Source organism: Streptomyces sp. NRRL F-5123, from assembly GCF_000721495.1.
Classification (GTDB): Bacteria; Actinomycetota; Actinomycetes; order Streptomycetales; family Streptomycetaceae; genus Actinacidiphila.
In genome coordinates this window covers 260,114-283,471 of record NZ_JOHY01000003.1, presented here as the reverse complement: position 1 = coordinate 283,471, position 23,358 = coordinate 260,114, and the positions used below count along the sequence as shown (strand labels likewise).

The following is a 23,358-nucleotide window of genomic DNA, read 5'->3' as shown; positions in this document are numbered from 1 at the left end:
CCCCTGGCGCGAGCACGCCACAATGACCTCGTGACCCGAGGCGAGCAGGCCAGACACTGGGAGCATCCCGCGCTGCCCGGCGTGGACCTGCTGCGCGCCCGCTACATCCGGCACACCTTTCCCCGGCATGCGCATGACGGCTTCGTGATCGCCGCGGTCACCAGGGGCGTCGAGGGCATCGGCCTGCCCGGCGGAGCCGAGCGCGCCGGGCCCGGGGCCGTCGTCCTCATCAACCCCGAGACCCCGCACTCCGCGTACGCGGGCGCGGAGGAGGGCTGGGCCTACCGCGTCCTCTACCCGGCGTCCCAGGTCGTCACGGCGGTGGCCGCGGAGCTGTCCCTGCCCCGCGGTACCCCCTCCTTCACCACGACCGTGCTGCACGACCCCGGCACCGCCCGGATGATTTCCGACGTGCACGCCGCCGCGGAGCGCGACAACGCGCTCGCGGCGGACACCTGCCTGCGCCTGCTGCTCGCCCGACTCCTCTCCCGGCACGGCTCGGCGCCCGGGGCCGTACGCGGGGGTGCGGACGGGGGCCGGACCCTAGCCGCCCGCGCCCGCGAGCTGCTGCGCAGCCGGCTCCCGGACCCGCCGAGCCTGGAAGTGCTCGCCGCCGAGTTCGGCACCAGCCCTTTCGCCCTGCTGCGGGCGTTCAAATCCGCTTACGGACTCCCGCCGCACGCCTGGCTGACCGGGGAGCGGGTCAGGGCCGCCCGCCGGCTGCTCGACGCCGGTGTCGCGCCCGCCGCGGCCGCGGCCGCTGTCGGCTTCACCGACCAGCCGCACCTCAACCGCCACTTCACCCGGATCGTCGGCGTCCCGCCGGGCGCCTACCAGCGCGAGCGCAAGAACGTACAAGACCTTGGCGGCGGGCACTTCCTAGCCTGAACGGGTGATCGCATCACCGATACCCGGCCAGGCGGCCGAACGCCCGCTGTCCCCCTCCCGTACGCGCGTGGTCCGCGACGCCCTCGGCGTCGGCGTGGCCGTGGGCCTTTCCGGCTTCGCTTTCGGCGTGACCTCGGCCGGCGCCGGACTGAGCCTGCTGCAGAGCTGCGCCCTGTCCCTTCTGGTCTTCACCGGCGCCTCGCAATTCGCCCTGGTCGGCGCCCTCGGCGCGGGCGGCAACCCCTTCGCGGCGGCCGCGAGCGCACTCTTCCTCGGCGCCCGCAACGCCTTTTACGGGTTGCGCCTGTCCCAGCTGCTGGGCCTGCCGAGAGCGGTGCGCCCGGCCGCCGCGCAGTGGGTCATCGACGAGACCTCCGCTGTCGCCCTGGCCCAGCCGGACCGGGCGAGTGCCCGGCTCGGCTTCACCGTGACCGGCGCGAGCCTGTATGCGCTGTGGAACCTGACGACCCTGGGCGGCGCGCTGGGTGCCTCCGCGCTCGGCGACCCGGCGGCCTGGGGGCTGGACGCCGCCGGCCCGGCCGTCTTCCTCGCGCTGCTGGCCCCCATGCTCAAGGGGCGTACCGAGCGCGCGGTGGCGGGCCTGGCGGTGGTGCTCGCCCTGATCTGCCTGCCCCTGCTCCCGGCCGGGGTGCCGGTGCTGGTCGCCGCACTCGCGGCGCCACTGGTGCCGGCGGCCGGCCGGCGCGGCCGGGAAGCGGCATCCGGCCCGGCCGTACCCGGGGAGGCACGGTGACCGGCGGCGCGGCGGGTGTGTGGGCGGCGATCGGTGTCACGGCGGCCGGCTGCTACGTGGTGAAACTGCTGGGCCTGTCGGTACCGGCGGGGATGCTGGACCGCCCGCTGGTCAAGCGGCTCGCTGCGCTGGTGCCGATCGCGCTGCTCGCTGGGCTCACCGCACTGCAGACCTTCGGCACCGACCAGTTGCGCCTGACCGTGGACGCGCGGGCGGCGGGCCTTGCGGCAGCCTGTGCCGCCCTGCTGCTCAGAGCGCCCTTCCTTGTGGTGATCGGCGTCGCCGTGGCGGTGACCGCCGCCCTGCGCGCGCTGGGCAGGCTGTGAGCGGGGGCGACCGCGTGGCCTGCGTGATCCACTCGGCCGCGCGCGATACTTGCAGCCATGCGGCTGACGATTTTCTGGGAACGAATGCGCGCCCACTTCGGTGAGACCTACGCCGACTCCTTCGCGCGCGACCACGTGATGTCGGAGCTGGGCGGCCGGACCGTGGTCCAGGCGTTGGAGGACGGCTGGGAGGCCAAGGACGTGTGGCGCGCGGTGTGCGCCGCGATGGACGTCCCCGCCGCCCGGCGCTGACCGCGGGCCGCCGCGGGCCCGGAGGCCTGTGGCGGCCGCTCGTCCGGCGGCGGCCACGCCGCTCCCCGGCTGCTGCGCCGAATGACCCGATATCAGGACTTTCGAGGCGCGCGCGGCGAGACTTGGCGCGTGGCAGAAACCGGTGAGACCCCCGACCCGGCCACGCCTCCTGCCTCGCCGCCGGCCGACGGGACCGGCCCTCCCGGCCCTCCTTTCCGCGGCAGGCCAGGCCCCCGCGCGCGGATGCCCCGCTGGCTGCCCCGCGCGCTGCTGCTCGCCCTTGCCCTCCTCGCCTGCTACCAGTTCGCGCACTGGGTCTTCGGCCGGCTCGTCGGGCTTCTGGTCAACGTCCTGATCTCGTTCTTCTGTGCGGTGGCCATCGAGCCGGCGGTGGACTGGATGGCCACCCGGGGAATGCGCCGCGGCCTTGCCACCGGCCTGGTCATGCTCCTGGTCCTGGCCGCCTCCGCGGGCTTCCTGATCGCCCTGGGGTCGCTGCTGGTCGACCAGATCGGCACCATCGTCCGCAACCTGCCGCAGTACGTGGACGACGTCGTGGGCTGGATCAACCGGACCTTCCACTCCCACCTCGAGACCGGAAGGCTGCGGGAGAACTTCCTGCACTCCGACTGGGTGCGCACCTATCTCGCGAACGGGGCGAGCAGCGTGTGGGGTCTGTCGGCCACTGTCGTCGGCACGGTGTTCCAGCTCTTCACCGTGCTGCTGTTCACCTTCTACTTCGCCGCCGACGGCCCGCGGCTGCGGCGGGCGCTGTGCTCCGTGCTGCCGCCGGCCCGCCAGTCCGAGGTGCTGCGCGCATGGGACATCGCGGTCGCCAAGACCGGCGGCTACCTGTACTCCCGCGCGCTGATGGCCGTGATCTCCGGGATCGCGCACTACGTCCTGCTGCAGATCCTCGGCGTGCCCTACGCGCCCGCGCTCGGGGTGTGGGTCGGCCTCGTCTCGCAGTTCATCCCTACTGTCGGCACCTATCTCGCGGGCGCCCTGCCGGTCCTGATCGCGTTCGCCGAGGACCCCTGGGACGCCCTGTGGGTGTTCTGCTTCGTCGTGGTCTACCAGCAGTTCGAGAACTACCTGCTCCAGCCGCGCATCACCGCCCGGACCGTGGACATCCACCCGGCGGTCGCCTTCGGCTCCGTCGTCGCGGGAACGGCCCTGCTCGGCGCGGTGGGCGCGCTCATCGCCATCCCCGCGACCGCCACATTGCAGGGCTTCCTCGCCGCCTATGTGCGACGCTACGAGGTGACCGATCCGCGACTGTGACGGCACGGACGTCCCCCGGTGGGTCGCTTGACACGGAAATCGAACATCCATTCTGATGGGTGGACGCGGACCGATTTTCCGCGTCGGCGGCACGAATCCCGGCCGGATGACGGGCCGGAACCGCCCAAGTTATCCACAGGTCGGAGCGACGCTCCCGGCGCGTTGTCAGTGGCAGGCGCTAGCGTCGTGGACGTGAAGCGATCGAACCAGACATCCCGGGTGGAACCCATGGCAGGAAACGACCGCGACAAGGCGCTTGACGCCGCGCTCGCACAGATTGAACGGCAGTTCGGCAAGGGCGCGGTCATGCGCCTGGGCGACCGGCCGAATGAGCCCATCGAGGTCATCCCCACCGGGTCGACCGCCCTGGACGTGGCTCTCGGCGTCGGCGGACTGCCGCGTGGCCGGGTCGTGGAGATCTACGGCCCCGAGTCCTCCGGCAAGACGACGCTGACGCTGCACGCGGTGGCCAACGCCCAGCGGGCCGGCGGCACGGTGGCGTTCGTCGACGCCGAGCACGCTCTGGACCCCGAGTACGCCAAGGCCCTCGGCGTCGACACCGACAACCTGCTGCTTTCCCAGCCGGACACCGGTGAGCAGGCGCTGGAGATCGTGGACATGCTGGTCCGCTCGGGCGCCATCGACCTCATCGTGATCGACTCCGTGGCAGCCCTCGTGCCGCGGGCCGAGATCGAGGGCGAGATGGGCGACTCGCACGTGGGTCTTCAGGCCCGGCTCATGAGCCAGGCGCTCCGCAAGATCACCAGCGCGCTCAACCAGTCCAAGACCACCGCCATCTTCATCAACCAGCTCCGCGAGAAGATCGGTGTGATGTTCGGCTCGCCGGAGACCACCACCGGTGGCCGCGCGCTGAAGTTCTACGCCTCCGTCCGGATCGACATCCGCCGGATCGAGACGCTCAAGGACGGTACGGACGCGGTCGGCAACCGCACCCGCTGCAAGATCGTCAAGAACAAGGTGGCGCCGCCCTTCAAGCAGGCCGAGTTCGACATCCTCTACGGCCACGGCATCAGCCGCGAGGGCGGTCTGATCGACATGGGTGTCGAGCACGGCTTCGTCCGCAAGTCGGGCGCCTGGTACACGTACGAGGGCGACCAGCTCGGCCAGGGCAAGGAGAACGTCCGGAATTTCCTCAAGGACAATCCGGACCTGGCCGACGAGATCGAGAAGCGGATCAAGGAGAAGCTGGGCGTGGGCGTGCGGAAGACCGAGACGCCGGAAGCCCAGCCGGGAGCGGAGCCTGCCGGTGCCGAGGTGGCGGCCAAGGCCGAGGTGCCGGCACCGAAGAAGGCGACCAAGGCCACCGCAGCCAAGGCCTGACGCCGTGGCGGGCAGGCCTCAGAAGCGCGGCGGCTCTTCCGAGTCGAGGGCCTCGCAAGAGCCGCCGCTCAGTCCCGAGGAGCAGGCGCGGGCGCTGTGCCTGCGCCTGCTCACCGGGAGTCCCCGTACGCGCAAGCAGCTTGGCGACGCCATGCGCAAGCGGGAGATTCCCGAGGAAGTGGCCGAGAGCGTCCTGGAACGATTCCAGGACGTGGGGCTGATCGACGACCAGGCGTTCGCCAACGCCTGGGTGGAGTCCCGGCACCGTGGGCGCGGCCTTGCCCGCCGGGCGCTCGCGCTGGAGCTGCGCCACCGCGGAGTGGAAGCCGAACTGGTCACCGAGGCCGTCGGCCTGCTCGATTCCGAGCAGGAGGAGGAGACGGCCCGGGCCCTCGTCCACCGCCGGCTTCCCGGCACCCGCGGCCTGGACCGCGACCGCCGGATCCGGCGGCTGGCCGGCATGCTGGCGCGCAAGGGCTACGGCGAGGGCCTGGCGCTGAAGGTGGTCCGTGACGCCCTCGCCGCGGAAGCCGAGGGCGCTGACGACGGCTCCGGCTCCTGGCCCGTATCCCCGGGGCCGGACCCGTGGGAGTAAGTGAGCCGAAGGCTTCTACGGGGTGCGCCCGCTGACCCGGGCGCCCGCCGACCCGTCCTGCGGCATGCGGTCGGTGGCGTCGGGCTGACCGTCGTCCGTGCCGTCCACGCCCTCGCCGATGTCGCCGCCCACGGCCGTCGGCGGGCCGCCGCGTGCCAGATCGGCGTACGAGTACAGCTCGGCCGGACGGCAGCCGACCATCGCCGTGACCAGATGCCCGTCCGGCCGGATGAGCAGCACGCTGTGCGCCGTCGCCCCCGGATAGGACTCGGTGACCAGCAGCTCGGCTGCCGTGGGCAGTGCCGCGACCGCCGACGCCAGCCGGGGCATCAGCCCGGCCGTCAGCCAGTGCCTGCTCTCCCACACCCCTGTGCCCGGCGCGACCAGCAGGACCACGAGTCCCCGGCCCAGCCGGTCCCGCAGGCGCCCGACCGTACCGTCGAGCGCCGTCACCGGCACGTCGTCGACCCGCCCGCCCGGAGGCGTGTCGCACCCGGCCACCAGCGGCGACGCGCCCGCCCTGCCGCTGCCGGACTGCGCCGCGGGCACGGCGAGCGGCGAGCGCGCGTAGACCCGGGAAGCGGCGGACGTACCCCGCCCCAGGTGGCTGTCGGTCAGCAATTCCGCGTGGCCGCGCGCCGATCCCGACAGCAGCGACTGGCGGACCGTCTGCCACCCACCACTCGCCCGCAGCAGCGGAAGGGCCTGGTCGGTGGCCCTCAGCCGGCTCCCCACCGCCCCGCGCCGCTCGGCCTCGTAGCTGTCCAGCAGCACCTTCGACGCACCGTCGTGCCACGCCAGGGCCAACTTCCAGGACAGGTTCTCCGCGTCCCGCAGCCCCTCCTCGACGCTCTGCGCCCCCAGCGCCCCCATGACGTGCGCGGCATCGCCTGCCAGGAACACCCGGCGGATCCGCCACCGCCGGGCCAGCCGCTGATGCACGGTGTAGTCCGCCGAGCCCACGACCTCGTAAGGCACCACGCTGCCGCACCACCCCGCGAGCGTGCCGCGCAGCCGTTCCACCAGCGCGTCCGGAGTCAGCGCGCGGGCCTGCACCGGCAGCAGCCAGTCCAGCCGCCACAGCCCCCCCGGCAACGGGCGCGCCGTCACCTCCTGCCCGGCCGGCGCGCCCGGCGGGTCGCGGTGCAGCAGGGCCACGCCGGGCTCGGGCAGCTCGGCCCGCACGACCGCCACGGCGTGCCGGTCCACCGCCGTCCGGCCGGGGAAGCGCACCCCGAGCAGCTTGCGGACCGTCGACCGCGGCCCGTCGCACCCCACCAGGAAACTGCCCCGCCACCAGGTTTCGTGCGAGCCGCGGGTGTGCACAGTGACGCCGCGCGCGTCCTGCTCCACCGCGTCCACCCGGCAGCCGGCCACGATCCGGACCGAGCCGCAGCCCAGCAGAGCCTGCCGCAGCCCGTCCTCCAACCGGTGCTGTGCGATGTGCACGGGCGCGTCGTCCGCCGCGAATTCGAGCCGCGTCACCTCCGCGCGTCTGCGGACCGTACGCCAGCCCTTCCAGGCCGCGCCCTCGTTGTGGACGCCCGGGTAACCGAGCCGCCCGACCAGCGCGGCTGCTGCCGGGCCGAGCACGGCGGTGCGCGAGCGCCGCAGCCCCTCGGCGTCGGCGATCACCTCCGCCTCGTCCAGCAGGATGACGGGGACGTCACGACGGGCCAGCGCGAGGGCGAGGGTCAGGCCGACCGGGCCTGCCCCCGCCACGATCACCGGGTCCACTCAGCGGCCCCCGGAAGGAGTGCGGTCACAAAGCGTATGCAACTCACTGCGCCTGCCCACGTCAAGCGACAGTCGCACGTCGGCGCGGTGCGAGCGCGGCACAGCGGGCGCACCGGCGCACACCGGACGGCGCTCGGGACGCGTACCGGGTCGGTAACGGTCCGCACCACGAGCCGGTACCCCCTTGACGCACCCCCGCCGGATCGGGGTGGATGCCGTCACGAGAAGCGAAGGGGACCGGCGCGTACCGTACGCCGGGCGTCGTCCGCCCGGCGAGCCGGGTGCCCCCGCCGGACGCGCAGGCGACAGAAGGAGGAGTGGCACAGATGCGGCTGCTGCTGGTGGAGGACGACGACCGGGTTGCCGCGGCCGTCTCGGCGCTCCTCGGCAAGCACGGATTCGACGTCAGGCACGCGCGCAGCGGCGAGGAGGCGATCCAGGCCCTGCTGCCGGACGGCGGGCCCGCGTTCGACTGCGTCCTGCTCGACCTCGGCCTGCCGGACCAGGACGGCTTCGAGGTGTGCAGCCGGATCCGGCGCAGGACCGCGACACCGGTGATCATGGTCACCGCACGCGCGGACGTCCGCTCCCGCATCCACGGCCTCAACCTGGGTGCCGACGACTACGTCGTCAAGCCGTACGACACCGGCGAGCTGCTCGCCCGCATCCACGCCGTCAGCCGTCGCCCGCCGCTGCGCCCGGAGAGCGTCGGCGCACCTGCTCCTGGCGGTGGTACACCGGGCGGCACGGCGCAGACCGCTGCGCCCCCCGCACCGCGCACCCGGCTGCAGCTGGGGCCGATGGCCATCGAACCGGCCACCCGCAGGGTCACCGTCGAGGGTGAAGCGGTCGTGCTGACGCGGAAGGAGTTCGACCTGCTGGCGCTGCTCGCCGGACACCCCGGAGTGGTCTTCCGTCGCGAGCAGATCATCAGCGAGGTGTGGCGTACCGCGTGGGAGGGTACAGGCCGCACCCTGGAGGTCCATGTGGCGTCCCTGCGGTCCAAACTCCGTGTCCCGGCCATGATCGAGACCGTGCGCGGCGTGGGCTACCGGCTCGTCGTCCCGCCGGCCGGCTGACCCGCCCCGCGCCCCCGGTTCCCGACTGTGCGTTCCCGACTGCTCCCGCTGCTCATCGTGCTGATGGCGGGTGTCCTGCTGGCCCTCGGCATCCCGCTCGCCGTCAGCCAGGCCGCCGCCCAGCAGCAGCGCGTCGTCGTCGACCGGATCGACGACACCACGCGCTTCGCCGCGCTGGCCCAGTTCGTCACCGCGCGGAACGAGGAGCAGTCGATGGTCGACAGCGTGGACGGCGAGAGGCTGCATACATTGCGCACGGAACTCGCCCGCTACCAGCAGCTGTACGGCATCAGTGCCGGTGTCTTCTACCGCGACAGCGCCGCCATGGCCGAGGCGCCCGAGAAGTGGCGGCTGCCGGCGGAGGGCGAACTCTACGACGCCTACGAGTCGGCACTGCTGGGCCGGCGCGCTCACGACCCGGCGCAGGTCTGGCCGTGGCAGCACCGCAGGCTGGCCATTGCGTCGCCGATCGTGCGGGACGGCGACGTCGTGGCGGTCGTCGTGACCGATTCCCCCACCGGAGCCCTGCGCTCGCGCATCCTGCACGGATGGATGCTGCTCGCGGCCGGGGAGTTCGCCGCCATGGTCATCGCCGTGCTGTGCGCGGTGCGGCTGACCGCCTGGGTGCTGCTGCCGGTCGCGAAACTGGACCGGGTCACCCACGACATCGCCACCGGCCGGATGAAATCCCGGGTCCGGGCGACCGGCGGGCCGCCCGAGCTGCGCCGGCTGGTTCGCTCCTTCAACGAGATGGCCGACAACGTCGAGGCCGTGCTCGACCAGCAGCGTGCCTTCGTCGCCGACGCCTCCCACCAACTTCGCAACCCGCTCTCCGCGCTGCTGCTGCGGATCGAGCTGCTGGGCCTGGAACTGCCCGAGGGCCACACCGAGGCCGAGGCGGTCAAGGAGGAGGGCCTGCGGCTGGCCCAGGTGCTCGACGACCTGCTGGGCCTCGCCGTCGCCGAGAGCTCGGGAGGCCGTCCGGAAATGATCGACGTGGGGGCCCTGGTCCGTACGCGTACGGCCGCGTGGCGCCCGGTGGCCGACCGGGCGTGCGTCGGGCTGGACTTCGCCGGGCCGCCGCCGGACGGCGCGGGGGTGACCGGGTGGGCGGACGCCGTGGCCCTGTCCAGTGCGCTGGATGCCGTACTGGACAACGCGATCAAGTTCACCCCGGCGGGAGCCGGGGTCGGCGTCGTGGTGGAGGCCGGCGGTGACGCCGCCGCCGTGGTGGTCACCGACGGCGGACCGGGCCTGGCCGACGACGAACTGGCGAGGATCGGCGACCGGTTCTGGCGCAGCCCGCGGCACCAGAACGTGCAGGGCTCCGGGCTCGGCCTGTCGATCGCGCGGTCCCTGCTGCGGCAGGGCGGCGGCGCGATCGCGTACGGGCACCACGAGCCCACCGGGCTCCGGGTGACCCTCACGGTGCCGCGGACGGCTCCCGCGCCCTGAGGGGGCCCTCAGAGCTTCACCGAGCGGTAGTAGCGCACCGCGCCCTGGTGCAGCGGCAGCGGGTCGGTGAAGACCGCGGTGCGCAGGTCCACCAGCTGGGCCGCGTGCACCACGGTGCCGATCGCGTCCCGGCTGTCGATCACCGCCCGGGTCAGCCGCTCGACCAGTCCGGCGTCCGCCCGGTCGGTGGTGATCAGCAGGTTGGGCACCGCGACGGTGGGGACCGCCTTGTCGTCCTGCACCGAGGGATATGCGTCGGCCGGCATGGCGGCCTGGCGGTAGTACGCCATCTCCGACCCCATCGCGTGCAGCGGCGCCACCAGGTCGCCGAGCTGGACGAGCCTGATCCGCGCCACCGGCGTGGCCATGGCCGTGATGGCGGCCGTCGGCAGTCCGCCGGACCAGAAGAACGCGTCGAGCCTGCCGCCGAGCAGCATGGCAGGTGCCTGGTCGATGCCGACAGGTACCGCGGTGACGTCCTTGGTTATGTCCATGCCCGCGGCCTTGAAGAGCCGGTGGGTGATGAGGCTGACCCCGGAGTCGGCCTGGCCGACGCCGACGGTCATGCCGCGCAGGTCCCGGATCGACCGGACCGGGGAGTCGCGCGGCACGATCAGCTGCATGTAGTCGTCGTAGAGCCGGGCGACGGCGCGCAGTCGCGACTTGCCCGGCCCGCCGTAGCTGGCCACCGCGTCGGCGGCGGCGATCGTGAAGTCCGAACGGCCGGAGGCGACCCGCTTGATGTTGTCGACCGAGCCCTCGGTGTGCTCCAGGGTGACCCGCACCCCGGGCAGCGCCGTCCGCAGATCGCCCTGCAGAAGCATCCCGTACTTCTCGTAGACGCCGTTGGCGACGCCGGTCGCGAAGGACACCGGCCGGTGCGGATACGACGGGCCGTCCGACGGCACCAGCCACCAGACCAGCAGAGCCAGCGCCAGGGCCGCGCCCAGCCCGCCCTGCACACCGCGCCGCAGGCTGGCCCGGCGGCCCCGCGGCCAGAACAGGCGAAGTACGCGACGGTCCATGGCCAGGGATCCTGCCAGGCGGCGGCGGTGCGGGGGAAGGGCCGCCGCCCGGCCGCCGGGAGTTGTCCACAAGCGGGAGGCGGCGCGGCCGGGAGAGCACGTACTCTGGTTCATTGTTATGAGCGCGCGTACTTACGAGGTCCGCACCTACGGGTGCCAGATGAACGTCCACGACTCCGAGCGGCTGTCCGGTCTCCTGGAGGACGCCGGCTACGTCCGGGCGCCCCAGGGCTCGGACGGCGCGGACGTCGTCGTCTTCAACACCTGCGCGGTGCGGGAGAACGCCGACAACCGGCTCTACGGCAACCTCGGACAGCTCGTGCCGAAGAAGGCTGCTCGGCCGGGAATGCAGATCGCTGTCGGCGGCTGCCTCGCGCAGAAGGACCGCGACACGATCGTGAAGCGAGCGCCCTGGGTCGACGTCGTCTTCGGCACCCACAACATCGGACAGTTGCCGGTGCTGCTGGAGCGGGCCAGGATCGCCGACGAGGCGCAGGTGGAGATTGCCGAGTCGCTGGAGACCTTCCCCTCGACGCTGCCCTCGCGCCGCGAGTCGGCCTATGCCGCGTGGGTGGCGATCTCCGTGGGCTGCAACAACACGTGCACCTTCTGCATCGTGCCCGCGCTGCGCGGCAAGGAGAAGGACCGCCGGCCCGGCGACGTCCTCGCCGAGGTCGAGGCGCTGGTCGGCGAGGGCGTGATCGAGGTCACGCTGCTCGGCCAGAACGTCAACGCGTACGGCTCCGACATGGGCGACCGTGAGGCCTTCGGCAAGCTGCTCCGGGCCACCGGCGCGGTCGAGGGCCTGGAGCGGATCCGCTTCACCTCCCCGCACCCGCGGGATTTCACCGACGACGTCATCGCGGCCATGGCCGAGACGCCCAACGTGATGCACCAGCTGCACATGCCGCTCCAGTCCGGCTCCGACCGGGTGCTGCGGGCGATGCGCCGCTCCTACCGGCAGGACCGGTACCTGGGCATCATCGAGAAGGTGCGCGCCGCCATGCCGGACGCCGCCATCACCACCGACATCATCGTGGGCTTCCCGGGCGAGACCGAGGAGGACTTCGAGCAGACCCTCCACGTCGTGCGCGAAGCGCGCTTCGCCCAGGCCTTCACCTTCCAGTACAGCAAGCGGCCCGGCACCCCCGCTGCCGAGATGGACGGGCAGATCCCCAAGGCCGTCGTCCAGGAGCGGTACGAGCGCCTGGTGGCGCTGCAGGAGGAGATCTCCTGGGGGGAGAACAGGAAGCAAGTGGGCCGCACCGTCGAGGTGCTCGTCGCGGAAGGCGAGGGCCGCAAGGACGAGGCGACGCGGCGGCTGTCCGGGCGCGCGCCCGACAACCGCCTCGTGCACTTCGAGCGCCCCGAGGGGCAGCCGGTCCGGCCCGGCGACATGGTCACGGTCGAGATCACCTACGCCGCCCCGCACCACCTGCTCGCCGAGCGCCCTGCGCAGGCCGTGCGGCGCACACGCGCCGGCGACGCGTGGGAGCGGCGCACGGCGGCTGCCGCACAGGCCCCGGCCGGGGTCATGCTGGGCATGCCGGCGATCGGCGCCCCGGCGTCCGTGCCCGCCGCTGCAGCGGACGGCTGCTCCGTCTGCTGACGCGGTCCGGGGCCGCTGTCGGGGCCCGGCGGTAGGGTGTCGATCATGCTGGTTGCCGCCGCCGTCTGTCCCTGCCCGCCGCTGCTGGTCCCCGAGGTGGCGGCCGGTGCCGCGCCCGAGCTGGACGCGCTGCGGGAGGCTTGTACGGACGCCGTCGGACTGCTGGCTGCCTCCCGGCCCGACCGGCTGGTGGTGGTCGGGCCCGAGGACGGAGCGGGAAGCCGCGCCTTCCCCGCCGGTGCGCGCGGCGGCTTCCGGGTCTTCGGCGTCGCGCTCGACGTACGGCTGGGCCTGGCGCCGGGCGCCGCGGACGAGCCGGGCACCGTTGCGGCCGACGACGCGCCCCTGCCGCCGTCGCTCGCGGTGGCCGCCTGGCTGCTGCGGGGCTGGAGCGCCGGGGAGACGACCGGGCTGGCCGTGGGGGAGGCGCTGGATCCCGGACGCTGCGCGGCGGAGGGACGAGCCGCCGCCGCTTCCGCCGAGCGGGTCGCACTGCTGGTCATGGGCGACGGCAGCGCATGCCGGACGGTCAAGGCACCGGGTTACCTGGACGAGCGGGCCGAGGACTTCGACGCCGCGCTGTCGGGTGCCCTGGCCACCGCGGACGCCGACGCCCTGGCGGGCCTCGACGCAGCGCTCGCGGCGGACCTGCGGGTGGCAGGGCGCGCGCCCTTCCAGGTACTGGCGGGCGCTGCGGCGGACGCGCACCTGGGCGGCCAGTTGCTCCACGAGGGCGCGCCCTACGGCGTCGGGTACTTCGTGGCCTGCTGGACGTAGCGCCGGGCTTCCGGTACGGCGTGGGAAGTGGACGAGCCGCGGAAGGTGGAATTCCGCGGCTGTCCGGTCCGGTACGCCGCCCGGGGCGCAGGCCTCCGGGGGCGCGAAGTGATCAGGACTGGCCGGACTGGCCGGACTGGTCTGCCTGGCCGCCGCGGTCGCCCTTGCCGCTGAGGTTCTGAGCGGCGCCTTTGGCCTTGCCGGCCCCGGAGCTGATCTTGTCCGAGTACTTCCCGCCGGTCTTCGAGTCGGCGACCTGCGCGGCCTTGTCGATCCCCGACTCGATCTTGTCGCCGTGCTGCCGCGCGAGACCCCCGGCCTTGCCCTTGGCCATGCCGAGCTTGTCCTTCAACGTGTCCATGAAGCTCATCTGGCTTACCTTCCCTGGACGCTGGGGCGATGAGGGCGGCGGCTCCGCCGCTTCGCGGCGACGACGGTGCAAAGCGGGCTGAGCGGCGCAATACGCCCTCCCCGTTCCTTCGACCATACTCGCGCCCAGGGCCGTGCGCTGCCGGGCGGTGATCCGTACCGCGACAGGGCACGCCGGTTGTTTGGGAGGATTGCCGGGTGAAGAACCGTGTGATCACCGTCGTCGGTCCCACCGCGGCCGGAAAGTCCGACCTGGGCGTCGCGCTTGCCAGGGAACTGGGCGGCGAGGTGATCAACGCCGACTCCATGCAGCTCTACCGGGGCATGGACATCGGAACGGCCAAGCTCACCACCGCCGAACGGCAGGGCGTACCGCACCACCTGCTGGACATCTGGGACGTGACGCAGGCCGCCAATGTCGCCGACTACCAGCGGATGGCCCGGGCCGAGATCGACCGCCTGCATGCGGCAGGCCGGGTTCCGGTGCTGGTGGGCGGCTCGGGGCTGTACGTGCGCGCCGCGATCGACCCGCTGGAATTCCCCGGCACCGACGCGGAGGTACGGGCCCGGCTGGAGGCAGAGCTGGCGGAGGACGGGCCCGGCCCGTTGCACGCCCGCCTCGCCGACGTCGACCCGGAGGCCGCCCGGCTCATCCTGCCCAGCAACGGCCGCCGGATCGTGCGTGCCCTGGAGGTGGTCGAGATCACCGGCCGCCCGTTCACCGCGAGCCTTCCAGGCACCGAGTCGCAGGAACCGGTCTACGGCACCGTGCAGATCGGCGTGAACGTGCCCCGCCCCGTGCTCGACGAGCGCATCCTGCGGCGGGTGGACCGGATGTGGGAGGCCGGTCTGGTGGCCGAGGTCCGTGCGCTGGAGGCCGCCGGGCTGCGCGAGGGCCGCACGGCCTCGCGCGCGCTCGGCTACCAGCAGGTGCTGGCCGCGTTCGCGGGGGAGTGCACCGAGGACGAGGCGCGCGCCGAGACCGCCCGGGCCACGAAACGTTTCGCGCGGCGGCAGGATTCGTGGTTCCGCCGGGACCACCGTGTGCAGTGGCTCACGGCCCAGGGCGCGGAACTGTCCGACCGGGCGCTGACGTTGGTCGAGGAAGCGGTCACAGCCTGATCACGTGATGGCATCGGGACGCTCCGGCGTCCGGGACGAGCCCTCTGCACGTGCCATCATCAAGCAACCAGCTACGGTGTCGGAGACTCGGGAGGGCGCGTGGCGATGGCACTCGGCCCACGCGAAACCCCCCAGGGGCGCGACTCGACGGCGGACTCCTACGAGTCACATGCGTCACAGAGCACCGACGGTGTCCCGTCGGACGGGGCGGAGCGGACCGAACGGCTCGACGAGCCTCCGCCGTTGGAGCCGCTGGGCGACCCCATGGACCTCCTCGACCCGATGGCGGCGATGGACCCGGCCCTGCCACTCGACGGCGGCCAGTCCTTCCGCGAGTTGCGCCCGCAGCGGCGGTTGCGCATCTGGCAGCTCGCCCCGATAGTCGCGCTCGCCGTGGCCGGGTCGCTGATGTTCGCCTTCCCCCTCGCCTTCGAGTCCGGCGACGCCGGTCCCGTTGTCGCCATGCTGGGCCTGCTGCTGTGCGGCTGCTCGGCCGGATGGGGCCTGACGGCCGCCCGCCGGGTCGGCTACACGTGGCCGGGACTGCCGGCACGCGGCTCGGGCACCCGGGTGGACTGGCGGTACGTCGCCGGTTACGCCGTGCTGATCCTCCTGCTGGCCGCGCTCGCGGTCTGGCGCGTCGCCCGGCTGGGCTGAGCGCCCGCGACCGCCCTCCGGGGCCGGCCGCGTACGATCGACATGTGACAGACGCGCGCCACGGCACCGCCGCCCTGACCTTCCTCAAGGGCCACGGGACCGAGAACGACTTCGTGATCGTCCCCGACCCGGACGGTCTGCTCGACCTGTCCGCGGCCCAGGTGGCGCGGCTGTGCGACCGGCGTGCCGGGATCGGTGGTGACGGCCTGCTCCGGGTGGTGCGCTCGGCCGCCCACCCCGAGGCCGCCGCCCTCGCCGACCGAGCCGAGTGGTTCATGGACTACCGCAACAGCGACGGCAGCATCGCCGAGATGTGCGGCAACGGCGTGCGGGTCTTCGCCCGGTACCTGCAGCGTGCGGGCCTTGCCGAGGCCGGCGACCTGGCCGTCGCGACCCGGGCCGGGCTGCGGCAGGTCCACATCGCCAAGGACGGCGACGACGGCACTTCCGGCGACGTCACCGTGGGCATGGGCCGTGCCGCCTTCCCTGGCGGGGACGTCACGGTCACGGTCGGCAGCCGCGCGTGGCCGGCGCTCAACGTCAACATGGGCAATCCGCACGCGGTCGTCTTCGTGGCCGACCTCGACGACGCGGGCGACCTCTACCGGGCTCCGGGCGTCGTGCCTGCCGAGGCCTATCCCACGGGCACCAACGTCGAGTTCGTCGTCGACCGCGGCCCCCGCCACGTGGCCATGCGCGTCCACGAGCGCGGTTCGGGCGAGACTCGTTCCTGCGGTACGGGCGCCTGCGCCGTCATGGTCGCCGCGGCCCGCCGCGACGGCCTCGACCCCGCGGAGACGGGCCGCCCGGTCACGTACACCGTCGATGTCCCCGGCGGGCGGCTGGTGATCACCGAGAACACCGACGGGCGGATCGAGATGACCGGTCCCGCGGTCGTCGTCGCCGAGGGCGTCGCCGAAGCGGCCCTGGTGGCCGGTATCCTCCCGGTCTGACCTCGCCGCCCCGCTTGCACCGCGGGGCACATTCCGCCGGGAATCCCCGTACACCATCCCTCGAACGGGTGACGGGGATCACTCTCGGCGAGAGCGTGGCAGGCGCACGTGGTGGGCTCGGTAGCATCAATCACCGGCGCGGCCCCGCGGGTCGTGCGAGGCTTCCGCGGCCGGTCCACGCTGCCGGAGGTGTCGATGAGCGCAGACAACGCAGTGGATGCCGGGCAGGCCGCCGAGATCCCGCGACGCGGCCTGCGGCGCATCGATCTGCGCAGGCTCGGGCGGGCCGCTCTGCTCGGCCCGGGCACCCGGGACCGGCTGCCCGGTGCGATCGAGCACCTCATCAAGGTCCACCGCGCCCGGCACCCGCATGCCGGCTCCGAGGCGATCGAGACGCTGCGCCGGGCGTATGTGCTCGCCGAGTCCTCGCACCGCGGACAGATGCGCAAGAGCGGCGAGCCGTACATCACCCACCCGCTGGCCGTCACCCTCATCCTGGCCGAACTCGGCGCGGAAACCACCACCCTGACGGCGTCGCTGCTGCACGACACGGTTGAGGACACCGAGGTGACGCTGGATCAGGTGCATGCCGAGTTCGGAGCCGAGGTCACGCATCTCGTCGACGGCGTCACCAAGCTGGAGAAGGTCGACTACGGCGCTGCGGCCGAGCCCGAGACCTTCCGCAAGATGCTCGTCGCGACCGGCAGCGACGTGCGGGTGATGGCCATCAAGCTCGCCGACCGGCTGCACAACGTCCGCACTCTCGGGGTGATGCGCCCCGACAAGCAGGCAAGGATCGCCGGCGTCACCCGGGACGTCCTGATTCCGCTTGCCGAGCGGCTGGGTGTCCAGGCGCTGAAGACGGAGCTGGAGGACCGGGTCTTCGCGATCCTCCATCCCGCCGAGTACGCCCGCACCCGGGCCATGATGGCCGCCAACGCCGAGCGGCCGGACGCGCTGGCCGCGGTCGCCGAGGACGTGCGCAAGGTGCTGCGTGACGCGGACATCGCGGCGGAGGTGGCCATCAGGCCGCGGCACGCCGTCTCGGTGCACCGTCTGCTGCTCAAACGCGGCGGGACGGAGCTGGAGAGCGGCGACTTCGGACGGCTGCTCGTGCTGGTCGGGGAGCCCGCAGACTGCTACGCCGTGCTCGGCGAACTGCACACCTGCTTCACTCCGGTCATCGCGGAATTCAAGGACTTCATCGCCGCTCCCAAGTTCAACCTCTACCAGTCCCTGCACACCGCCGTCGCCGACGCCCAGGGGCGGATCGCCGAGGTCCTGGTCCGTACCCGGCAGATGCACCGGGTCGCGGAGACCGGGGTGATCGCGCTCGGCCATCCGCAGGCCGCCGCCGAGCAGCCGCGCTCCTCCGGCGGCGCGGTAGCCCAGGCTGCGGGTGCTGCCGCGGCGCACTCCGGCGAAGCGTCGGCCTCCGCAGCCGAGGCGTGGGGGAAGGTGGACCTGTCGCGGCCCGGGTGGCTCGCCCGGCTGCTGGAATGGCAGCGCGACGCGCCGGACCCGGACATCTTCTGGACGGCGCTGCGGGACGACCTGGCCCAGGACCGCGAGATCACGGTGTTCACCGCGGACGGAGCCGACGCCTCCGGCACGGTCCGGCTGCCCGCCGGCGCCAGCTGCGTCGACGCCGCCTACGCCGTGCACGGTGAGAACGGGCACCGATGTATCGGCGTGCGGGTCAACGGCCGGCTGGCGCCGCTGAGCACGCGGCTGCAGGACGGTGACAGCCTGCAACTGCTGCTGGACGACGCGGCCACGTCGCGTCCCGGTGCCGACTGGCTCGACCACGCCGCCACGCCCGCGGCCCGTATCGCGATCAGCCGCTGGCTGGCCCTGCATCCGGCCCCCGCCGACGACGAGCAGCCCGCGGCGCTCCCGGCGCTGCGCCCGGCCAAGGAGGCGTCCGGTCCCCGGCCCGAGCTGCCCCTCGTGGTCGCCGACCTGCCCGGCGCCACGGTCCGGCTGGCCCGCTGCTGCACGCCCGTCCCGCCCGACGCGGTGACGGGCTTCGTCATCCGCGGCGGCACCGTGACCGTTCACCGGGCCGAATGCCCCTCCACCGCGCGGATGGCCGCGGCGGGCCGCAGGCCCGTACCGGTCGGATGGCTTGACGGCACGCCGGCCGGCGGCTACCGGGCCACTGTGCTGGCGGAGGCGCTGAGCCGGCCCCGGCTGCTGGCGGACCTGACCGAGGCCATCGCCGCCGAGGGGGTCGGTATCGTCTCCGCGGCGGTGGAGCCTCCGCAGGAGCTCAGGGTCCGGCACACCTACACCGTGGAACTTCCCGATCCCCGGGCTCTGGCCGGACTGATGCGCGCCATGCGTGCGGTGCCGGGCGTCTACGACGTCTACCGGTCGCGCCCTGCCGTCACCACCCGGCGTGGCTGACTCAGACGTCGTCCCACCACAGGCTGCCCCGCCGTACCTCCGTGCGTTCAGCTCGTCGCTCACCGCGCCCACCCCTTCACTCGGAGCCGCCACCGGTCGTCGCGGCCCACCGTCGATCACTCTGAGTGAATGCCCGGGTGCGCACGGGTCCTAATCCTCGTCCCGCGTCACTCGTCCGAGTGGTCGCCCCGCGGTGCCCCGGCCGGGAAACCCGCGTGACCGCGGCGGCCCGGCGTGCGACCATCGTAATGACGGCACAAACGCGTGCCCGACTCACAACCGCGCTACCAAAGGATCAGATGACCTCCTCTTTTTCTTCCTCCACGCACGATCGCCAGCGCCTCGCCGAGAGCCTTCGGGCCGACGCCCTGATGGAGGAGGACGTCGCCTGGAGCGCGCGGATCGACGGAGACCGGGACGGCGATCAGTTCGACCGCGACGACCGCGCATCGCTGCGCCGGGTCGTGGGGCTCTCCACGGAACTGGAGGACGTCACCGAGGTCGAGTACCGGCAGCTCCGCTTGGAGCGCGTGGTGCTCGTCGGGGTGTGGACCTCCGGGACGGTGCACGACGCCGAGAATTCCCTCGCGGAGCTCGCTGCGCTCGCCGAGACCGCGGGCGCCCTCGTCCTGGACGGAGTCGTTCAGCGCCGCGACAAGCCCGACCCGGCCACCTACATCGGCTCGGGCAAGGCCAACGAGCTGCGCGACATCGTGCTCGAAACGGGTGCGGACACCGTCGTGTGCGACGGCGAGCTGAGCCCCGGCCAGCTCATCCACCTCGAAGATGTGGTCAAGGTCAAGGTCGTCGACCGGACGGCCCTGATCCTGGACATCTTCGCCCAGCACGCGAAGTCCCGTGAGGGCAAGGCGCAGGTCTCGCTCGCGCAGATGCAGTACATGCTGCCGAGGCTGCGCGGCTGGGGCCAGTCGCTGTCGCGGCAGATGGGTGGTGGCGGCTCCGGTTCGTCCGGCGGCGGCATGGCCACCCGTGGTCCCGGTGAGACCAAGATCGAGACCGATCGGCGGCGCATCCGCGAGAAGATGGCCAAGATGCGCCGGGAGATCGCGGAGATGAAGACCGGCCGCGACCTCAAGCGCCAGGAGCGCCGGCGTCACAAGGTGCCGTCGGTGGCGATCGCCGGCTACACCAACGCCGGCAAGTCGTCGCTGCTCAACCGGCTCACCGGTGCGGGCGTCCTGGTGGAGAACGCGCTGTTCGCCACCCTCGACCCGACCGTACGCCGTGCGGAGACGCCCGGCGGGCGGCTCTACACCCTCGCCGACACCGTCGGGTTCGTCCGGCATCTGCCGCACCACCTGGTGGAGGCCTTCCGCTCCACGATGGAGGAGGTCGCCGATGCCGACCTGATCCTGCACGTGGTCGACGGCTCGCACCCCGCGCCCGAGGAGCAGCTGGCCGCGGTCCGCGAGGTGTTCCGCGACGTGGGCGCGCTCGACGTGCCCGAGATCGTCGTGGTCAACAAGGCGGACGCGGCCGACCCGATGGTGCTCCAACGCCTGCTGCGCAACGAGAAACACGCCATCGCGGTCTCGGCCCGCACGGGCCGGGGTATCGCCGAGCTGCTGCAGGTGATCGACGACGAGCTCCCCCGCCCGGATGTCGAGGTGGAGGCCCTGGTGCCGTACACCCACGGCGGGCTGGTCTCCCGTGTCCACGCCGGTGGCGAGGTCCTCTCCGAGGAGCACACCGGTGACGGAACGCTGATCAAGGTGCGGGTGCACGAGGAACTGGCCGCGGAGCTGGCCCCGTTCGCCCTCGCCGTCCAGCACTGACCCCGAGGGCGCCCGCCCTTCGGCAGGGAACCTGCGCACCGGGCAACAGGTAAGGGGCGCGTCACCATGGTGACGCGCCCCTTACACATTCGCTGCCTCAGCTGAACTTGGCGACCACCGAGTCGTAGACCTTCTTGGCGTCTGCGCCCAACCGGGGCCCTGCGAGCCAGGTCGCCGTCACCGGGCCGATCGAGGTGTTGCTGACCAGCGCCGTCGTCCCGTCGGGCTTCGTGGCGAACCAGCCGCCGCCCGACGAACCCGCCGTCATGGTGCAGCCGATGCGGTATTCCGTCGGCTGCGCGGAATCCAGCGACAGCCGCCCCGGCTTGTCCGCGCAGTTGTACATCCGCTGGCCGTCGAACGGCGGGGCCGCGGGATACCCCCACGCGTCCAGCGTGCCGACCTGGGCGGTCGCCGGGGCGTCGAACCACACCGGCATGGCGGAGCCGACCGTCTCCTCGAGGGACTTGCCGCCCTTCTCCGGAGTCACGTGCAGCACCGCGAAGTCGTACGGCGACCCGCTGCCGCCCTCTTCCGCCCCGGTGTCGATCCACTGCTGCGACGTGGCCGCGCCGTCGGCCCAGAACACTCCGTACGGCGCGAGCGCGTCCCGCTTGGCCCCCTTCAGCGCTGCCGCGCTCTGGCCCTGGTCGTTGTAGGCGGGCACGAAGGCGATGTTGCGGTACCAGCCGCCGTCCGCCCCCGCGTGCACGCAGTGGCCCGCCGTCCACACCAGGTTGGACTTGCCCGGGTGCGCCGGGTCCTGGACCACTGTCGCCGAGCACACCATCGATCCCTTGGGGCTGTCGAAGAACAGCTTCCCGACGTCGGGGGCACTTCGGTGGTAGGGCGTGGCCACGGACTCGGCGAGCACCGGCGTGGGCGTCCGGTCCGTCTGGCCCTGGTCGGCGGGGACGTCCGCCGGGACGTTCTTGTCACCGGGATCGGCGCCCTTCATCCGGTCGTCGTTCCACAGCCCGGCGATCACCGGGTTGACGAAGTCGGCCGCCTTGCGCAGCCATTGGTCCTTGCCCCAGTTCTTCCACGCGCCGCGCTTGTACGCCTCCTCCCACTTCTTCAGGTCGGTGACGCTGGTGGGCAGGGCGGTCGGCAGGGAGAGGTCGAGTTTCTGCTTGGCCGTCACCGTCCGGGTGGGTGTGGGCTTGCCGTCGCCCCCGTCGTCCGACGAATCGCACGCGGCTGCCGTGGCGACGAGCACCACGGCGGCTGCGACTGCCAGGAACGGCCGGCCTATCGATGACATGAACGTGAGCCCCCTGCGGAGTCGGCGTGCCGAAGGGTTCTCGCACGTCCGGCACGGGTGGCGCCTCGGGCACGCCACCGGATTGAGGGACGGTCAGCCGGCGTCGGACGGTTCCCGCCCGGAAAGATCTGGGTGCGGCCCGTGATCGGTCCGTCACCGCGTCGTTAGTACGGAAGGGGGACGACCGAACAGCAGGCGACTCGGAGGAGACAGCGCGTGGCGGCCATTTCCAGCGTGCCGGGACAGCTCACGGCGCCGGCCGACGACTTCACGGCCGCCGAGGGGATCCTGCGCAGACAGGCGCAGCGCGAGTCGGCGGCCCGTACGTATGCCCGTGCGCTGCCCGTCGTCCCGGTCCGCGCACGCGGTATGACGGTGGAGGGCGCGGACGGCCGGCGCTATCTGGACTGCCTGTCGGGGGCGGGCACGCTCGCGCTCGGCCACAACCACCCCGTGGTGCTCGAAGCGATCAGGAGCGTCCTCGACTCCGGCGCCCCGCTGCACGTCCTCGACCTCGCGACCCCGGTGAAGGACGACTTCACCACCGCCTTGTTCGAGACCCTGCCGCGGGAGCTCGCTGAGCACGGACGCATCCAGTTCTGCGGCCCGGCCGGGACGGACGCGGTCGAGGCGGCCATCAAGCTCGCCCGGATCGCCACCGGACGCGACGGCCTGCTGGCCTTCTCCGGCGCCTACCACGGCATGACGTCGGCGGCTCTCGCCGCGACCGGCGACACCGCGGTACGGGAGGCGGTGCGCGGACCCGACACGCAGGTCACCCGGCTGCCGTACCCGTACGACTACCGCTGCCCGTTCGGTGTCGGCGGCGACCGCGGGGCCGCACTTGCCGCGCGCTGGACGGCGCACCTGCTGGACGACCCCAAGGGGGGCGTCCAGGCACCCGCTGCGATGCTGCTGGAAGCGGTGCAGGGCGAGGGCGGTGTCGTGCCTGCTCCCGACGGCTGGCTGCGGCGGATGCGGCAGATCACCGCGGAGCGCGGCATCCCGCTGATCGTTGACGAGGTGCAGACCGGCGTGGGCCGGACCGGCACCTTCTGGGCCGTGGAACGCAGCGGCATCGTGCCGGACGTGATGGTGATGTCCAAGGCCATCGGGGGCAGCCTGCCGCTCGCCGTCATCGTCTACCGCGAGGAGATGGACGGCTGGCTGCCCGGCGCCCATGCCGGGACCTTCCGCGGCAATCAGCTGGCCATGGCGGCGGGCACCGCGACGCTGCGCTTCGTCCGGCACAACGCCCTGCACGCGCGCGCCGACTCACTCGGCACCCGGATGCTCCGCTCGCTACACGGATTGGCCGCGCGGCACCCCTGCATCGGCGACGTACGCGGCCGCGGCCTGATGATCGGTGTGGAGATCGTCGACACCGGCGGGGAGACCGACGACCACGGCGCCCTGCCCGCCGCACCCCATCTGGCGGCCGCCGTCCAGCGCGAGGCCCTGCGGCGCGGCCTGATCGTCGAACTGGGCGGCAGACACGGCAGCGTCATCCGGCTGCTGCCCCCGCTGACCATCACCGACGAGCAGGCCGAGGCCGTACTCGACCGCCTCGCCGGAGCCATCGAAGCCGCCCGCGCCGCCGCACCGGGCGCGGCCGCATGACGCAGGTCCCCCGCACCCTCCGCAGCCCAGCGGCCGTCACCAGTGG

At 72.9% G+C, this 23,358-nt stretch carries 21 protein-coding genes; 17 read left to right on the top strand and 4 right to left on the bottom strand.

What is annotated here, in order from left to right:
* Positions 1–30 precede the first annotated feature (30 nt).
* From IH54_RS0104930 to recX, 7 genes are all read left to right on the top strand, one after another.
* Complete coding sequence (locus IH54_RS0104930) at positions 31–888, top strand: AraC family transcriptional regulator (RefSeq protein WP_052397073.1); 858 nt, start codon at positions 31–33, stop codon at positions 886–888.
* Between the two features lie 7 nt (positions 889–895).
* Positions 896–1,642 carry an AzlC family ABC transporter permease gene (locus tag IH54_RS0104925; RefSeq protein WP_052397089.1) on the top strand — a complete coding sequence of 249 codons (747 nt, stop codon included), beginning with the start codon at positions 896–898 and terminating at the stop codon, positions 1,640–1,642.
* Complete coding sequence (locus tag IH54_RS0104920) at positions 1,639–1,968, top strand: AzlD domain-containing protein (RefSeq protein WP_234343362.1); 330 nt, start codon at positions 1,639–1,641, stop codon at positions 1,966–1,968. Before IH54_RS0104925 ends, IH54_RS0104920 begins: the two co-directional genes overlap by 4 nt.
* A 57-nt stretch (positions 1,969–2,025) precedes the next feature.
* The gene (locus IH54_RS0104915; RefSeq protein ID WP_031513085.1) at positions 2,026–2,220 is read left to right on the top strand and encodes a DUF3046 domain-containing protein; all 195 of its coding nucleotides are present in this window, start codon (positions 2,026–2,028) and stop codon (positions 2,218–2,220) included.
* Positions 2,221–2,463: 243 nt separating this feature from the next.
* Complete coding sequence (locus IH54_RS0104910) at positions 2,464–3,504, top strand: AI-2E family transporter (RefSeq protein WP_107060095.1); 1,041 nt, start codon at positions 2,464–2,466, stop codon at positions 3,502–3,504.
* 228 nt (positions 3,505–3,732) lie between these two features.
* On the top strand, positions 3,733–4,845 hold the full coding sequence (gene recA / locus IH54_RS0104905; protein WP_031513081.1) for a recombinase RecA: 1,113 nt from the start codon (positions 3,733–3,735) through the stop codon (positions 4,843–4,845).
* A gap of 4 nt (positions 4,846–4,849) precedes the next feature.
* Positions 4,850–5,440: a recombination regulator RecX gene (recX, locus tag IH54_RS0104900; RefSeq protein WP_063762205.1), complete on the top strand. Its 591-nt coding sequence runs from the start codon at positions 4,850–4,852 to the stop codon at positions 5,438–5,440.
* 15 nt (positions 5,441–5,455) lie between these two features.
* On the opposite strand, the gene IH54_RS0104895 is transcribed toward recX, so the two are convergent.
* A complete protein-coding gene (locus IH54_RS0104895; RefSeq protein ID WP_078861943.1) occupies positions 5,456–7,177 on the bottom strand; it encodes an FAD-dependent monooxygenase in 1,722 nt (573 codons plus the stop codon).
* A gap of 326 nt (positions 7,178–7,503) precedes the next feature.
* Between IH54_RS0104895 and IH54_RS0104890 the strand changes: the two genes are divergently transcribed.
* On the top strand, positions 7,504–8,256 hold the full coding sequence (locus IH54_RS0104890) for a response regulator transcription factor (protein WP_031513075.1): 753 nt from the start codon (positions 7,504–7,506) through the stop codon (positions 8,254–8,256).
* 27 nt (positions 8,257–8,283) lie between these two features.
* On the top strand, positions 8,284–9,711 hold the full coding sequence (locus IH54_RS0104885; RefSeq protein WP_031513073.1) for a sensor histidine kinase: 1,428 nt from the start codon (positions 8,284–8,286) through the stop codon (positions 9,709–9,711).
* An 8-nt stretch (positions 9,712–9,719) separates the two neighbouring features.
* Here the strand turns inward: IH54_RS0104885 and IH54_RS0104880 are convergent, their stop codons facing one another.
* Positions 9,720–10,736, bottom strand: coding sequence for a TAXI family TRAP transporter solute-binding subunit (locus IH54_RS0104880; RefSeq protein WP_052397072.1), 1,017 nt, complete (start codon positions 10,734–10,736; stop codon positions 9,720–9,722).
* Between the two features lie 118 nt (positions 10,737–10,854).
* Between IH54_RS0104880 and miaB the strand changes: the two genes are divergently transcribed.
* Together miaB and IH54_RS0104870 are read left to right on the top strand one after the other, a co-directional pair.
* Positions 10,855–12,345: a tRNA (N6-isopentenyl adenosine(37)-C2)-methylthiotransferase MiaB gene (miaB, locus tag IH54_RS0104875; protein ID WP_031513069.1), complete on the top strand. Its 1,491-nt coding sequence runs from the start codon at positions 10,855–10,857 to the stop codon at positions 12,343–12,345.
* A gap of 45 nt (positions 12,346–12,390) precedes the next feature.
* The gene (locus tag IH54_RS0104870; protein WP_031513067.1) at positions 12,391–13,122 is read left to right on the top strand and encodes a hypothetical protein; all 732 of its coding nucleotides are present in this window, start codon (positions 12,391–12,393) and stop codon (positions 13,120–13,122) included.
* A 112-nt stretch (positions 13,123–13,234) separates the two neighbouring features.
* On the opposite strand, the gene IH54_RS0104865 is transcribed toward IH54_RS0104870, so the two are convergent.
* Positions 13,235–13,492: an antitoxin gene (locus IH54_RS0104865; protein WP_052397071.1), complete on the bottom strand. Its 258-nt coding sequence runs from the start codon at positions 13,490–13,492 to the stop codon at positions 13,235–13,237.
* Between the two features lie 197 nt (positions 13,493–13,689).
* Between IH54_RS0104865 and miaA the strand changes: the two genes are divergently transcribed.
* The 5 genes from miaA to hflX all read left to right on the top strand — a co-directional run bounded on the left by miaA (position 13,690) and on the right by hflX (position 20,428).
* Entirely contained in the window at positions 13,690–14,613 is a 924-nt protein-coding gene (gene miaA / locus IH54_RS0104860; RefSeq protein ID WP_031513063.1) for a tRNA (adenosine(37)-N6)-dimethylallyltransferase MiaA, read from the top strand.
* 105 nt (positions 14,614–14,718) lie between these two features.
* Positions 14,719–15,270, top strand: a complete 552-nt coding sequence (locus IH54_RS0104855) for a membrane protein (RefSeq protein ID WP_031513060.1) — start codon at positions 14,719–14,721, stop codon at positions 15,268–15,270.
* Positions 15,271–15,314: 44 nt separating this feature from the next.
* Complete coding sequence (dapF, locus tag IH54_RS0104850; protein ID WP_031513058.1) at positions 15,315–16,223, top strand: diaminopimelate epimerase; 909 nt, start codon at positions 15,315–15,317, stop codon at positions 16,221–16,223.
* 195 nt (positions 16,224–16,418) lie between these two features.
* Positions 16,419–18,632: a RelA/SpoT family protein gene (locus IH54_RS0104845; RefSeq protein WP_031513056.1), complete on the top strand. Its 2,214-nt coding sequence runs from the start codon at positions 16,419–16,421 to the stop codon at positions 18,630–18,632.
* A 299-nt stretch (positions 18,633–18,931) separates the two neighbouring features.
* The gene (gene hflX / locus IH54_RS0104840) at positions 18,932–20,428 is read left to right on the top strand and encodes a GTPase HflX (RefSeq protein WP_031513054.1); all 1,497 of its coding nucleotides are present in this window, start codon (positions 18,932–18,934) and stop codon (positions 20,426–20,428) included.
* Positions 20,429–20,525: 97 nt separating this feature from the next.
* On the opposite strand, the gene IH54_RS0104835 is transcribed toward hflX, so the two are convergent.
* Positions 20,526–21,692, bottom strand: coding sequence for a trypsin-like serine peptidase (locus tag IH54_RS0104835; RefSeq protein WP_031513052.1), 1,167 nt, complete (start codon positions 21,690–21,692; stop codon positions 20,526–20,528).
* 225 nt (positions 21,693–21,917) lie between these two features.
* Between IH54_RS0104835 and IH54_RS0104830 the strand changes: the two genes are divergently transcribed.
* Positions 21,918–23,312, top strand: a complete 1,395-nt coding sequence (locus tag IH54_RS0104830; protein ID WP_031513050.1) for a diaminobutyrate--2-oxoglutarate transaminase — start codon at positions 21,918–21,920, stop codon at positions 23,310–23,312.
* Positions 23,313–23,358: the final 46 nt, after the last annotated feature.

What these genes read in the sequence shown, in the direction of transcription:
- miaB (WP_031513069.1), top strand. Translation starts at nt 10,855, where the DNA reads ATGAGCGCGCGTACTTACGAGGTCCGCACCTACGGGTGCCAGATGAAC.
- IH54_RS0104835 (WP_031513052.1), bottom strand. Translation starts at nt 21,692, where the DNA reads ATGTCATCGATAGGCCGGCCGTTCCTGGCAGTCGCAGCCGCCGTGGTG.
- IH54_RS0104870 (WP_031513067.1), top strand. Translation starts at nt 12,391, where the DNA reads ATGCTGGTTGCCGCCGCCGTCTGTCCCTGCCCGCCGCTGCTGGTCCCC.
- IH54_RS0104845 (WP_031513056.1), top strand. Translation starts at nt 16,419, where the DNA reads ATGAGCGCAGACAACGCAGTGGATGCCGGGCAGGCCGCCGAGATCCCG.
- IH54_RS0104890 (WP_031513075.1), top strand. Translation starts at nt 7,504, where the DNA reads ATGCGGCTGCTGCTGGTGGAGGACGACGACCGGGTTGCCGCGGCCGTC.
- IH54_RS0104855 (WP_031513060.1), top strand. Translation starts at nt 14,719, where the DNA reads ATGGCACTCGGCCCACGCGAAACCCCCCAGGGGCGCGACTCGACGGCG.
- IH54_RS0104910 (WP_107060095.1), top strand. Translation starts at nt 2,464, where the DNA reads ATGCCCCGCTGGCTGCCCCGCGCGCTGCTGCTCGCCCTTGCCCTCCTC.
- hflX (WP_031513054.1), top strand. Translation starts at nt 18,932, where the DNA reads ATGACCTCCTCTTTTTCTTCCTCCACGCACGATCGCCAGCGCCTCGCC.
- IH54_RS0104880 (WP_052397072.1), bottom strand. Translation starts at nt 10,736, where the DNA reads ATGGACCGTCGCGTACTTCGCCTGTTCTGGCCGCGGGGCCGCCGGGCC.
- IH54_RS0104865 (WP_052397071.1), bottom strand. Translation starts at nt 13,492, where the DNA reads ATGAGCTTCATGGACACGTTGAAGGACAAGCTCGGCATGGCCAAGGGC.
- recA (WP_031513081.1), top strand. Translation starts at nt 3,733, where the DNA reads ATGGCAGGAAACGACCGCGACAAGGCGCTTGACGCCGCGCTCGCACAG.
- IH54_RS0104915 (WP_031513085.1), top strand. Translation starts at nt 2,026, where the DNA reads ATGCGGCTGACGATTTTCTGGGAACGAATGCGCGCCCACTTCGGTGAG.